Consider the following 12032-nt stretch of genomic DNA (forward strand, 5'->3'; position numbering starts at 1 on the left):
TTAGGCGACGCCGTCGTCGACAGTGACGACGCCGGAGGCAACATTGGTGACGATCAGATCGAGCATCGCCGGCGTGCCATCAACAGCGACGGAGCAGAAGATCCGGTCGCCCTTCTTGAGGTTGAAGCGCGTCGCAGCGTCGTTGAAGTAGCCCGCCGCGTTAAGGGTGGCTGCTGCATCCGGGGTGGAGTAGGCGTAGTGGTTTGCTTGGTTACGGGATCCGCGATCACTGGTCGCGTAGCGCGACATTGCCTTGACGTTGAGTGCCATGGTTGGCCTCCTGCTGGTGAGAAGGGGAGACCGGCAGCACTCGCCGCCGGTCAATCAGTTCGAACCGCTTAGGCGACGCGGGTCGGGCGAACCTGCGCCTTGACGCGAATCCGCTTGACGCCCTCGGGCAGAATGCCGACCGAGTTGCCGGACAAGCCCACCTTGGCGAGCATCGGCGTACCCTCGTAGTCGGCATGCGTGGTGATCGAGGGAGTTTCCTGATCCCACTCGGCTTCGTTGCCCATGGCGTCCGTCGCCCACATGAACGTGTCGATGTAGCCGGAGGTATCGAAGCCGTTGCCGGCGCTGCCGGTGCCGTATGCTCCGGTGCCATAAACGAAGTGCTCATCGGGCAGCGTCATGATGTGGATGCCCCGCCAGGTGCGCTTGCGGATCGCCGCAGACTTGGCGAAGGGCAAATCTGCCGAGCCGATATAGTCGGCGTTGGCGAATTCCTTGATCATCATGAACTGGTCGAACAGCGCTTCAGTCACCGGCCACCAGACGTCTTCCTCGGCGCCAGCTCCGCGGATCTGCGAATGCGCCTCGAGCGCGTCGAGGAGGTCGATCGCTGCGGAGCCGTCGCCGATCGTCTTCACCTCGGCATTGCCAACGGCGAATGTGTTCAGCGCCTCGAACTTGAGATTATCGCGCTTGCGACGAATGGCCTTCGACAGCATCGTGCCGACAGCAGCTTGCTCGTTCGGACCCTGCCGGCGAGCGTCCTGGACGCGCATCCAGGCAGACGCCTCGAAATCGCGGACCGACACCTGGACCATGGAAAGATCCGGGTTCGTGTTCTGGATCTTCTGGATGGAGCCGGAGAGCTCGTAGGCCTCGACGCGGCCGATCACCGGGAACTTGATGACGCCGGCGCCGCCGTCGCCGCGGGCCATTGTGCCGTCGAGGAAGCCGCCATTCGACTGGTAGCGGGCGCGGACCATGTCGCGAATTTTTTCGCGATACCACAGGGGAGCGAGAACGGTCATGTGGGGAAAACCCTCTTGGTGTGATGATGGACGAAATCACCGAGGGCCGATTAGCCGGAGCCGCAACGGGTCCGGTGAAGGATAGCCGTCGCTCTGTCCAGGTCGCTCCCGTCCGGTAGCAGCCAGATGATGCATCGGGCGGGAGCCCGTTAAATGCCGTCAGTCGCCGGGCAGCGTCTTCTGATAATCGGCGTTGAGCTGTTCGTAGCTCTTGCGATCGAACTTCGCATTGCCGGGGGTGTTCTCCGGCAGCGCCGAGCGTCGCGCCAGTTCGGTGCGCGCGTCGCCGCCTGACCCGCCCTGGCCGCCGTCGCCGTTGGTCGGCTGCGCTTGGCCGGAACCGCCGATCTGGCCTTTGAAGAACTCAATAGCCTTGATGCCCTTGGCGCTGTCGCCGAGCATCATGGTCATGTGGTCGGCCGATTCCTTGTCGAGTCCGCGCGCAACCATGCTCTCGACCCAGCCATGCGCGTCGTTGATACGCCGCTCGACGGCTGCATCCTGCTGCTGCTGCGGCATCGACGCGGCATTCTCCGGCAGTAGCGCCTCGCGCTCGGCAGCGACGTCGATCGCCGGCTCGAGCAGGCCCATCTCGGCGGCGCCGCCCATATAGACCTCAAGCAGACCGTGCAGCTGGGACTTGGATATGCCCAGTTCCTTGGCCTTGCTGGCAACGTCATCGAACAGGCCGTCGCCTTCGAGCGTGTCGAAATAGGGTCTGACCTTCTCGTCGACCTCGCCGAACTCGCGATAGGCGGCGATGTCGTCGGGCACGCCCTTGTCGCTGTCGCGCTTGCGATAGCCGTCGACCGCCTTGAACAGCTTGTCGATCGTCTCGCGATCATCCTTGCCGTGGTAGCTGTCGGCAAGGCCCTCCGGTCGGTAGGGCCCCTCGGCTGCAGCAGCTGCGGCACCAGCATCGGCAGCGGCCGCTTGCGCTGCTGGATCAGCAGCAGCAGCAGGATCAGCTGCGGCCGCGGCAGGATCCGCAGCTGCTGCGCCGCCACCGGTGCCATCGTCCGGACTGCGCAGGATGCGCTCGAGCAGGTTCTTCATGTCAGCCTCGCTGGTTGTCGATCAACTCTTGCCCGCGCCGGATCGCCGCGAGGATAACCTCGCCGACGCCTTCGATGCCCTGCCGGTTCGCGGTCAGGAGCGCGGTTTCCTCGAAACTCTTGCCGGTGGCGCGGAACGGCTGCCGGAAGGTGATGTCCATGAGCCATTCGATGACCTCGCGGCCCTTCGGCGAATTCAGCCCCTGCGCCAGGTACATCGCGACGTCGTCGGATGGCTGGTTATGGATCGGCTGTTCCCGCCGCGGCGCGAACATCTCCTCGAGCCCTTCCCAGCCGGTGCCGGTCGCCTGCTCGAGCGCGTCCATCGACCGCGCCTGGCGCGGTCCGTATGCTACTTGGGTCATTCTGCCATCGCTTGTTCGATCATCTGGGGCGCTGCCTGCTGCATGGCGCCGGCGGCCATCAGCTGGAGCTGCTGCTGTTGTCGCTGATTTTCGATCTCTGCCCGCTCCTTGTCGGTCGGGATCAGCGCCTTGTCGATTTGCAGCCCATCTCCGATCTTCTCGAGTACCAGGTTGATGTGGGCGTAGAGCCCGATGCTCTCGGGCCCGGCGATCGCCCCGACCATTTCGATGTAGTTGGCGATCGAGGCGAGCCGTCCGGCATTCATCGCCGCCTGCATGGGCGACTGCACGGACGTCGCGATCAGGAACTGGTCGACATTCAACGGCATCGACAGAAAGCCGGCGTCGTAAAGGATCTCGGCAACACGCGGCACGATGACGGGCATGATCTCGTTTGAGAGACGGCCAAAGGCGCCAATATGGGTTTCGGCTTTCTGCCGCAGCTGCCCAACGATCTCCGACGCCGAGCGTGGCGTGCCGCTCTTGTCGGCGATGCGGTTGTCGAACAGCGCCATTTTGATGTCGTCGCGCAGATTGCCGATGATCATCGACGCGACATCGAGCCGCCCACTGGCCGGATCGATGCGGGAGACGTCCGGACCGAGAATGCCGCCTGTCGACTGCATCGGCCAGAACTCGCCGGGGCCGACGCGCACCGTGTCGGGGTTGAACGTTCCGCCCGCGCGGTAGCCCCAGATCCCGAGCATCTGGATCGCCGCCGCCTTCAGCGCCAGCTCCTGCGCCTTGTTCAGCGTCTTGATCGACGGCAGCGCCAAGAGCACCGGCCCGCGTCCATAGGGTTCACCCGGCACGCGGTAATATCGCGGAATCGCGATCGGCTGCGTCCGCGACCAGCTCGTATCGATCGGCTCGGGGCTTTCGGCGATGAACGCCGCAAAGGTCCAGCCGAACTTGTTGCCACCTGTGAGCTTGACCCAATCCTGATAGATCGTCTCGACTTGGCCAGCCTTGCTGGCATCCTTAAAGCCGTCGGGGAACTTGCCGTCCGGAAAAGCGTCGATGATCTGCTGACGCTCGAGCTGCTGTTTCCAGGACACGAAGTTCGTGCGACCGCTCATGTCGATGCCGATCGCGATCTCGTCGAACGGGATTGAGACGAACAGCACCGGGTTCTGCGCGTCGCCCTTGATAGGCAGGAGCGCACCGGTGCCGACGCCGAGATCGATGCAGGTTTCGTGCAGGCTCGTGTCCCAATCTCCCGTCTGGAAGAACGGGTGCATAGCGCTGCCGACCTTCTCGAGTTCGCGGTCGAGCTTCACCGCGCCGGCGCCGAGCTTGAGCCGCGCCAGGGCGCCCGATTGCAGGGTGAATGGCGCCTGACCAGAAGGAAACAAATCCTGCTGCAGCGAGCCCGCAAAATGCATCGACGACATGGTCGCGGTCATGTCGAAGATCCGGTCGATCGGATTCTTCGTCTGGCCTTCGCCGCCTGGCCGACGGTGCGGGATCGCGTATTCGTAGGCGTCCCGATAGAGCGCGTCCCACGGTGTGCGGCGCGACCAGATTTGCCGGCGCCTGACGACGTGCCGATCTTCCATCGATCAGCCGCCCAACGTCGTGGCGAGGCCGCCTTTCGACGTGTCCGACAGGAGCAGGCGCTTGCCGCGTGGCGCGCGACGGGACGCGCCGGTCGCCTTGCCGTCTTCGTTCAGCGCCGCCAGCTGCCGGTCGTTGGCGACGGCCTGGAGCTGGCGCTGTTCTGCCGCCGCCTTCTTGGCATCGTCATTGCCGCCGAAGATCATCTTCGCCACATCGCCCATCGCCGATCCACCTCAATTCGGTTTCATCCTTGCCAGTCGGGACGAACCCGGCCAGGCGGTGCATCCGGCGGCGCGTCCGATCTTCCGGGCCGACACGCGCAAGGATGACGACGCCATGATCGGCGAGCGGGCGCAGCATTAACTGGCAGATCCGGATCAATCGCCGCATGTGCGGGCGTGCCGCGCGCGAGAATCGCGTGCAGAGTTCCACGCGATCCGGCGTCTCGGGAAACAGCCAGGCCACGGCGATCGGCGCCCCGGCCAGGCGGATGGAGACGGAATGGCTCTTTCGGTGCTGCAGGACGAGCACGCGTCGTCGGGAGGAGCCGGCCGCCAAGGTCAGCACGTCGAGGATCGGCGCAGGTGCAAGAACTTCGAATTCCTTACACACTGAATACGTCGAAGTCTGAACGCACGCGCCGCGACGAGATCGGTACGACCTTTCCGGGACGCCCATTCTGCGCCGCGTCCGAGATCATGCCGGCCCGGGTGCGATGGCCGAGCGCTAGATACTGCCATGCGTCCTGAATGTGGGAATATTCGTTCTTCGCCACCGCCAGGCGATCGGTTGCGCCGGCGCTGGCCTGTTTGGTCAGCTTGTAGTGCGCAGCGAAACCGCCTGTCGTGACCTCGCATCCGTTCGAGACCAGCAGCCGCGGCGTGTTCCCGTCGATCATGCCCGACAGGTACCAGCGCACGGCGTCGTGGCGCAGGCCGGGCTCGTTCGATGGCGCCGGCATGATTGAGATGTTCAGTGCTCGCGCGACGATCTCCATGTGGGCCAGCTCGCCGGCCTGACGATCGGCACCGTAATAGGCCGATGGATCGGCCCAGGCTTCGTTGACCGGGAAGCCGGGGAAGTCGGCGAGCAGCACCTCGAGGATCATCTGGGCAAAGCGTGTCGGCCCGGTGCCAGGATCGGTGCAGATTTCGCGCAACATGCGCATCTGGCCGTTCGGCATGAACTGGCCGATGCCACAGGCGGGCGAGCCGCCGGCATCTAGGCCGAGGCCGATTGGCAGACCTCGAACCGGCTGCAGCACCTGGTCGGCGCGGTGCACCTCGATGTTGAATTCCGGATAGACGGCTTTGCCGTCGGTCGCATAGCCCGGCTTGCCGTGTACGAATCGACGGACGTCATTTTCCGTCATCGTCTGGGCTTCCATTTCGTAGGATGACCGCGGCTTGCCTGCGCGGTTTTCCGCTTGGGGCGACAGACCGGACGGCTGCGAGTGCAGCACGTAGCCGGGCAACTGCTCCGCCTTCTTGGCGTAGCCGGTGAAACGCAGCGTCCAGTTGCTGATGTCTGGAGGGTTCATGTCGCCCCAGATCATCCGTGGCAGGATCACCTCGCCAGGCGTCGGCGTCAGGCCCATGAGCTTGAACGCCGCCTCTGAATCCTTGGACACGCGCTCGAGCTCGGAATCGGCGATCTGCGACACCGGTGGGTATCGCCCGGTGCGCTGCAGGAACAGCCCCGCTACGCGCTCGTCGAGCGCGTCGCACTCGTTCATCCAGCCGAGCGAGATCTCGTAGCCCTTGATGAACTGCTCGATCGACTGGTCGCCGATCGCGCCGGTCTCGAGCTGCAGGTCGACCTTGACCTTTTCCGAGCCGCGCAGGGTCTCCCATTGCAGGCGATGGCGCACCGGACGGTCCTGGCCGCCGGAATAGTCAACCGTCCAGGGATGGTTCTCCGGAAAGGCTTCGTGCCAGGAGGCGAGCGCCGTGCGCGCGAAATCGCGATAGGTCGTGCGGATGCAGGCGATCTTAACGCGCACCCAGCCATCCTTGCAGACCGGCATGTAGCGCGTTGCCAGGAGCGGCCCCTTGAACACCGAAGCGACCGTCTTGCCGGATCCTGCCGGCCCCATGATGATGTCCACAGGACCGCGCGCCTGCAGGAAGTTCGCCCCGACCGGACCTGGCGGCCTGTAGCGCTGAATATCGATTCCCATGACCCGAACCCGTTGCCCAAGACGCACGGTTGCACCCGCGGCCCGATTCCCAAGCTAATGAATTTCCGCCGTCGTTGAGTGAGGACAGACCCGGATCGCTGTGTGTGTGAGAGCCGACCCCCCAGGGGAGGGTGCGCGCGCGCGGTTTTGAAGCCTCGCGCGGGCGCCCGCGCGCGCGCGCGGGGGGTGGGGGCGGGGTCCGGCGCCGCGACGGCTAGCCGGTGGACCGGCGAGGGCGATGCCGTCGCCAGATGCCGTCGCGTCTTCGATCATTTTCAATGATGTGCCGTCGCCCGGAAACGCCAGTGATACCAGAGCCTTGGCGATATCGTGAGGCGTCTTCGCCCAGCGTCTCACGGATCGCCGCCGCTATCCTCTTGATTTTGCTGGCCCTCGCGAACCGTACCGGTCAGGCTCATGACGCCGTCGTCGGCCGCCGCGCCAGCGCCCAGCTCGCCGATCAGCAGCACCCCGAGGCGCTTCTCGTTAATCTCCACCTCGACCGGCCGCTTGCTCTCGAAGTACGGCAGCAGCTCGACGTTCGCCTTGACGATCAGCTGCATCGCTTCCAGCGGCGTGCAGCCCGCCAGGACCGGTCGATCGCGATCCTTGTCCCAGTGTTCCTTCGACAGTTCGGCTGCCAGCTCAGCAGGATCCGCATTCGCCAAGTCGGCCAGGTTCTCCATCGGATGCCGGTAGCCTCGCGCCAGCAGGTATTCGCGCATGACGGCGGTGCGCTTGTTGGCAGCGCCTTTCGGCCTCCCGCGCCCTTTGCTGCGCTCGAGAGTTTCGCGCACATGACTGACCGGCCCACCGAACAGCGGCGCATCGAACAGCGCCGCCTGGTCGTCGCCGTCGTTGCCGGCGGCCAGCTGCTCGGCGAGGTCTCGCGCCGCGTCGTCGACCAAGTCGCGGACGCCGCCGCCGGCGGCCGGTTTCGCGTTCGGATCGGACGGTGTGTGTGCCACTGAAAGCCCCTTATTCCGGCGGTTTCGCCCTGGTCGACTATTCGACCCGTTTTTTATTCCGGTTGACTGCCGAGGTCGTCGCCGGGCGCTGTTCAACCGCCGTTCAACCGCCGTTCGGCCAGTCTTTCCATAGGTTTATATCCCTCGGGTTGACGGTTGAATGGTTGAATGAACCCTCACACATGCGCGCGCGCACATGCGAGGCAGATATATGGTCAACCGTTCAACCGGCGCGACAACCCTCGGATTTTATTAGAGAAATGCGGTTGAATGACGTTCAACCAGCGTTCAACCCAGTTCAACCGGCAGGGTTGGAACCCCGCACCCGATCGGGCGAAGCCACACCCTACGAGCGCCGCCGCCTCATTAAGTGCTTGTCGCGCGGAGCGGCGGCTGTAGCGTCTCGCTGGCGCTCCGCGCGACAAGCTCCGCATCGACATCAACGGGCAGGGGCAGAGGGGAATTTTCGCGCCGCAGCTCAGGGCGAGGGAAGCAGGTGCTGCACTTGCCACTACCGCGGGAACGCTAACAACTAAGGGGCGGAGAATGCGTCTGTGCTCGGAAGCTAAACGGCCCCGGAGGAGGCGATCCTATGGATTAGCCTGTGCAAAACCTGTGCAGCGCCCGCCGGAAATAGCGCGCTATCGCTTGCAGCAAGGAGGTTTCGGCGATCGTGTCGCTATCCACAGATCAATCGGGAATAGGTGGATAAGCTGCCGATACCGGTCGCGAACGCCCAATTCAGAGTCGCTTAACCACACGCTATTTACTATTTGTTAGGGTGTCGCACTAAGTAGGAGCGACATCGAAACCGGCCGCATACCGGCCCGACGGAGGAGTCGAAGATGAAAGAGCAAGCTGCGGCAATCAAGCCGACCGGTAACCTCGAAAAGGAAACAGATGACCAGTTCGATTGCGATCAAGTCAGTTGTCGGTGAAATAGTCGCCCAAGGGGAGACCGCCGTTCTGGCGGCCTCGATCCTTGGGGTCTTTCTCATCCTAACAACCGCATTGGTTTTCCTCGCCAAAAGATAGGCCAATGCGAACGGAAGGGGCAGCGCAAGCTGCCCCTTTCATATTGCCACAGCGACGATAGAAATCAATCGTCCGTGCTTAGCGCCTGGTACGCCTTCAGGTCCACCAGGACGCACCATTTCGTCGAGCCATTGATCTTGACGTTGTGCACCCGCTTCTCGCCATTGCGCCAGATGATCGCGTGCGGCGCCTGTTTCAGGGCGCCGGTCCACACGCCACCACGCCATTCGGTCTCGCCGAAGATCTTCGCCAGCTGCGGGCCCGAGGATGGCACAGCCAGGGCAAAACCCTCGCAGGGATCGCCGGTCTTACGCAGGCCCAGACCGGCCGAGGCGAGCCGGGCGCGGGCATTGTCGTAATCCAGCGGCTCGCTGCCGGCCATCAGATCCTCGATGACGGCGCCGATCGTCGGCCGCTCGCCGCTTTTCCAGTTGTCGATCGTCGAGCCGAACAGATGCTCGAGGCATTGCTGCCAATTGTCCATTTGCTCGGCTCGCTCGGCCGTCGTCTCCCTGGCGATCGCCACACCGGTTCTGGTCATTTCCGTGACGTCCAGCAGATCCGACGCCATTGCTTCGTCGCCGACGACCAGCTGCGCCGCCGCCAGCAGCGTGCCGTATGTGTCCTGCGCCCGGCTATCCATGCCGGCGTCGTGCAGCGCCCGCTTCCAGTCGGGCAGCAGCTCGCTGGCGAACCGCGACCAGCCTTGCATGACCTGGCGCAGGATCATCGGGCCGTCGGCTTCCGACAGATCCAGCGACAGCGCCTTCTTCTCCTGGTCGAGCTTCGACAGGTTCAAAATTGCCATGCGGCTCTTGTCCTGGGCGCCAAGGGGCGGCGGGTTGATCGCGGAGAACAGGAAGCAGTTTCGCGCCTGGAAGGAAGTGCCTTCATGGTCGGCACCGCCGCGAAACAGCGCCGCGCCGGAAGCCGCCAGGCGCGCTAGCTCGACAACGGCCTGCGCCTTGTTGGAGCCGGGCTTGTTCTCCAGCTCGTCGACCGTCACCGGCAGCGAATCCTGTTTGACGCGCTGGTAGATACCGGCGGCCGTCGTGTCGGCGGTGGCGTGCAACGACCGATCGAACGTTCGCGCAATGACGCCGTGCAGCGTCGACTTGCCGACGCCGGCGCCGCCGGTCGTGAACACCGACGGGCGCCAAGCCAGCGCGCCGCCCATATAGGCGGTCACGATCCAGCCAAGGAACAGGAACGGGTCAAGGCCGGGCCGCTCCCATGACCAGGTGCGCAGATAGCCGAGCAGTTTGCCCGCCGGCGACGTGTCGGCGTCGACGGCGTCCTCGTAGGGACGCTGTACGTCGGGCGAGCGGGTGTAGAGATAGCCGTCGAGTTCGCCCGGCCGGGCCGCCATCAGCTTCTTGCCCTCGATCGTCCAGAGATATTCGCCCGAGTGCCAGACGAAGCGTCCGGACTTGTCGATCCAGCCGCCACGGCCGCGCACCCGGTCAGACGGATCGAACAGGCCGCGGCGCGCGCCCTCCTGGATCAGACAGACCGCCGCCTTGTCGCGCTCGAGGCGCTTGACCTTGGGCGGGCGCGGATTGCCGTCGTCGTCGGCTTCCACCTTGCCGAAGCCCGGCCACGCCCACATGGCATAGTTGAAATGCGGGGCGAAAAGCTTGGCGATCACGGTCTGATCCCAGCGTTCGACATCGTGCATCTGGCCGGCAGCCGAGACGCAATAGGTCACGCCGCCATTGTGGCCGAGAACCGTTACCGGACATTCCGGCGGCATGGCGTCCCAGGGCGCGCCGATCCACTCGCCGGCCTTGACCGGCTTGCCGTCGATATGGCGCGGCAGGTTCGGGTCGGGGCTTTCAGAAACGGCCTGGTCGGCAAGCCGGCGCTGCGCGTCAGCGAAGGCAGCCCGCACATTCTGGCGGCCACGCTTGGAAACTGTCGGTGTGGTCTGTGACATGCCGCCGGTTCATGCTCGAGAAGGAAAAAGGGCGGCGCCACGCAATACGAAAGACGCCGCCAGGGTGGCCCGCGGGGAGGATTCGCGGGCGGTCAGTCAGGCCGGTTCGGATACCCGCATCCGTGCCGCCGGCGCCGGCTCATCCGCCGGCAGATCCGGCGCCATGCCGAGCGCCTGCAGATACAGCTCGAGGATCGCTTCTTCCTCGCGATGCGCGTCGAGCCCCTGCTTGCGGATCGACACCACGCGGCGCAGCACCTTGCGGTCGAAGCCTTCGCCCTTGGCCTCGGCATAGACATCCTTGAGGTCGTCGCCGATCGTCGCCTTCTCCTCGTCCAGGCGTTCGATGCGCTCGACGAAGCTCCGGATCCGATCGGCGACGACGAAACCCTCGCTCACGATCGCGCTGCCGCCATCCGGCCCAGCTCCGACAGGGCGCCGGGCTCGTCGACCTCCTCGAGCGTCGTCTCGTCGTGTGCCACGGTGAAGCGCGGCCGCGTGTCGGTCCGCGTCGCGGCCAGGGCAGCCGCGTCCGCGCGCTTCATCCGCTCGACCTTGACCAAGACGTCGTGGAACGTCTCCCAAGCCGCTTGCGTCGGACGATTGAGCGCCGTCCACGGCTTCGACAGGCCGAGGGCAGGGGCGCTTCTGGCGGTGTGACCGTAGAGCGCTTCGATCGGCGCTTCCGGCCAGGTCCGCACGAAGGGCACGGCGACCAGGACCAGCGCGACGTTGGCGTCGAGCGCATCCGTCTCGTCGCTGCAGAACCAGCGATCGCCGCCGGGTTCCGACGCCGGCGTCAGCGCCTCGTAAACGGCCGTCCCCGCTTCGTAGGCCGCCGACGGCGCACCCGTGGCGAGATCCAGCGCCTCCTGCAGCGTCTTGTAGGGATCGGCGGTCAGCTCAGCCCATTCGTCGGCCGTCACGCCCGCCGGCGGTGTGTCAGACGGCGTGAGAAGGGAGGCCTCCCCGTCTTCCAGCGCAGCCGCTTCGCCCGCCGCGCCATCCGCCGCGACCGGAGATCCGTCAGCTGTATCGTCGCCGGCCTCGGCGTTGAGCTTGTCCGCATCCTGCTTTGCCTTTTCTCCTGCCTCCGCACGTTTCGCGGACGCCGCGTCGCGCGCCTCGTCGATCTGTTCCTGTAGGGTTTCGTCGCCCCAGCGGCCGTCGACCTCGATGCCGAGCGCTTCGGCTTCCTTCACCAGAGCCTTTGATTGTTTCGCCACGGTCAGATCTCCCCTCCGACGATCGTCCAGTCGTCCGCCAGCATGTCGGTCTGCGAGGCCAGCCAGCCGACGACGATGGATCCGTCGGCGGCGCGCATGTCGATGTGCGGAAGTATGGAGATTTCCGCGGCGCCCTCGTTGGCCCGACCCTTGGTCGCGCCGCCACGCGCATATTCGGCGGCGATCGTCGATCCTTCCTGGATCGCGAGCCACATGCCCTTGCCGTTCCAGCCGGCGCGCGCGACACGGTGGCCTGCCTTCAACGCGACGAGCGCGTGCCCAAAGGACAGAGAGCCGAGCGGCTGATAGGCCGCCTCGAAAACATCCTTCGGCGACCAGGACGTGTATCCGTCAGCATATTTGACGGCGTAACCTTCCGCCTGACCGTCTTCGCCGGTTGCGGGCCATGCGGTTATCCGCTTGGTCCCGTAATAGTCTTGCGTCATGTC

14 protein-coding genes are annotated in these 12032 nt (G+C 65.0%); 1 reads left to right on the forward strand and 13 read right to left on the reverse strand.

Features of this window, described 5'->3' with window-relative positions; genetic code table 11:
- The 9 genes from H536_RS0106165 to H536_RS0106205 form a co-directional block, all read right to left on the reverse strand.
- On the reverse strand, positions 1–270 hold the full coding sequence (locus H536_RS0106165; protein ID WP_024349637.1) for a hypothetical protein: 270 nt from the start codon (positions 268–270) through the stop codon (positions 1–3).
- A 68-nt stretch (positions 271–338) separates the two neighbouring features.
- Positions 339–1259, reverse strand: coding sequence for a phage capsid protein (locus tag H536_RS0106170; protein ID WP_155898406.1), 921 nt, complete (start codon positions 1257–1259; stop codon positions 339–341).
- A gap of 159 nt (positions 1260–1418) precedes the next feature.
- Positions 1419–2315, reverse strand: coding sequence for a hypothetical protein (locus tag H536_RS22415; protein WP_024349639.1), 897 nt, complete (start codon positions 2313–2315; stop codon positions 1419–1421).
- 1 nt (position 2316) lies between these two features.
- Complete coding sequence (locus H536_RS0106180) at positions 2317–2640, reverse strand: hypothetical protein (RefSeq protein ID WP_024349640.1); 324 nt, start codon at positions 2638–2640, stop codon at positions 2317–2319.
- A 35-nt stretch (positions 2641–2675) separates the two neighbouring features.
- A complete protein-coding gene (locus tag H536_RS23135) occupies positions 2676–4238 on the reverse strand; it encodes a portal protein (protein WP_024349641.1) in 1563 nt (520 codons plus the stop codon).
- Positions 4239–4241: 3 nt separating this feature from the next.
- Complete coding sequence (locus tag H536_RS0106190) at positions 4242–4460, reverse strand: hypothetical protein (protein ID WP_024349642.1); 219 nt, start codon at positions 4458–4460, stop codon at positions 4242–4244.
- On the reverse strand, positions 4423–4851 hold the full coding sequence (locus tag H536_RS24275) for a hypothetical protein (RefSeq protein WP_155898407.1): 429 nt from the start codon (positions 4849–4851) through the stop codon (positions 4423–4425). Before H536_RS24275 ends, H536_RS0106190 begins: the two co-directional genes overlap by 38 nt.
- Complete coding sequence (locus tag H536_RS0106200) at positions 4844–6418, reverse strand: hypothetical protein (RefSeq protein ID WP_155898408.1); 1575 nt, start codon at positions 6416–6418, stop codon at positions 4844–4846. The genes H536_RS24275 and H536_RS0106200 overlap by 8 nt, the downstream gene beginning before the upstream one ends.
- 353 nt (positions 6419–6771) lie before the next feature.
- On the reverse strand, positions 6772–7386 hold the full coding sequence (locus H536_RS0106205) for a hypothetical protein (protein WP_024349644.1): 615 nt from the start codon (positions 7384–7386) through the stop codon (positions 6772–6774).
- A 900-nt stretch (positions 7387–8286) separates the two neighbouring features.
- Between H536_RS0106205 and H536_RS25320 the strand changes: the two genes are divergently transcribed.
- Positions 8287–8421 (forward strand): hypothetical protein, encoded by a 135-nt coding sequence (locus H536_RS25320; RefSeq protein ID WP_280512687.1) that lies wholly within the window; start codon positions 8287–8289, stop codon positions 8419–8421.
- Positions 8422–8485: 64 nt separating this feature from the next.
- On the opposite strand, the gene H536_RS0106215 is transcribed toward H536_RS25320, so the two are convergent.
- From H536_RS0106215 to H536_RS0106230, 4 genes are all read right to left on the reverse strand, one after another.
- On the reverse strand, positions 8486–10357 hold the full coding sequence (locus tag H536_RS0106215) for a hypothetical protein (RefSeq protein ID WP_024349645.1): 1872 nt from the start codon (positions 10355–10357) through the stop codon (positions 8486–8488).
- Positions 10358–10453: 96 nt separating this feature from the next.
- Positions 10454–10759, reverse strand: a complete 306-nt coding sequence (locus H536_RS0106220; RefSeq protein ID WP_373279271.1) for a DUF2312 domain-containing protein — start codon at positions 10757–10759, stop codon at positions 10454–10456.
- Positions 10753–11583 (reverse strand): hypothetical protein, encoded by an 831-nt coding sequence (locus tag H536_RS23140; protein ID WP_024349647.1) that lies wholly within the window; start codon positions 11581–11583, stop codon positions 10753–10755. Before H536_RS23140 ends, H536_RS0106220 begins: the two co-directional genes overlap by 7 nt.
- Positions 11584–11585: 2 nt before the next feature.
- Entirely contained in the window at positions 11586–12029 is a 444-nt protein-coding gene (locus H536_RS0106230) for a DUF2829 domain-containing protein (protein ID WP_024349648.1), read from the reverse strand.
- Between the last annotated feature and the right edge of the window lie 3 nt (positions 12030–12032).

This window comes from Aurantimonas coralicida DSM 14790 (assembly GCF_000421645.1).
In the GTDB taxonomy this organism is placed as follows: Bacteria; Pseudomonadota; Alphaproteobacteria; order Rhizobiales; family Rhizobiaceae; genus Aurantimonas; species Aurantimonas coralicida.

Excerpts from the sequence above, each read along its gene's own strand:
- H536_RS0106165 (WP_024349637.1), bottom strand. The coding sequence starts at position 270 with ATGGCACTCAACGTCAAGGCAATGTCGCGCTACGCGACCAGTGATCGC.
- H536_RS0106170 (WP_155898406.1), bottom strand. The coding sequence starts at position 1,259 with ATGACCGTTCTCGCTCCCCTGTGGTATCGCGAAAAAATTCGCGACATG.
- H536_RS22415 (WP_024349639.1), bottom strand. The coding sequence starts at position 2,315 with ATGAAGAACCTGCTCGAGCGCATCCTGCGCAGTCCGGACGATGGCACC.
- H536_RS0106180 (WP_024349640.1), bottom strand. The coding sequence starts at position 2,640 with ATGGACGCGCTCGAGCAGGCGACCGGCACCGGCTGGGAAGGGCTCGAG.
- H536_RS23135 (WP_024349641.1), bottom strand. The coding sequence starts at position 4,238 with ATGGAAGATCGGCACGTCGTCAGGCGCCGGCAAATCTGGTCGCGCCGC.
- H536_RS0106190 (WP_024349642.1), bottom strand. The coding sequence starts at position 4,460 with ATGGGCGATGTGGCGAAGATGATCTTCGGCGGCAATGACGATGCCAAG.
- H536_RS0106200 (WP_155898408.1), bottom strand. The coding sequence starts at position 6,418 with ATGGGAATCGATATTCAGCGCTACAGGCCGCCAGGTCCGGTCGGGGCG.
- H536_RS25320 (WP_280512687.1), top strand. The coding sequence starts at position 8,287 with ATGACCAGTTCGATTGCGATCAAGTCAGTTGTCGGTGAAATAGTCGCC.
- H536_RS0106215 (WP_024349645.1), bottom strand. The coding sequence starts at position 10,357 with ATGTCACAGACCACACCGACAGTTTCCAAGCGTGGCCGCCAGAATGTG.
- H536_RS0106230 (WP_024349648.1), bottom strand. The coding sequence starts at position 12,029 with ATGACGCAAGACTATTACGGGACCAAGCGGATAACCGCATGGCCCGCA.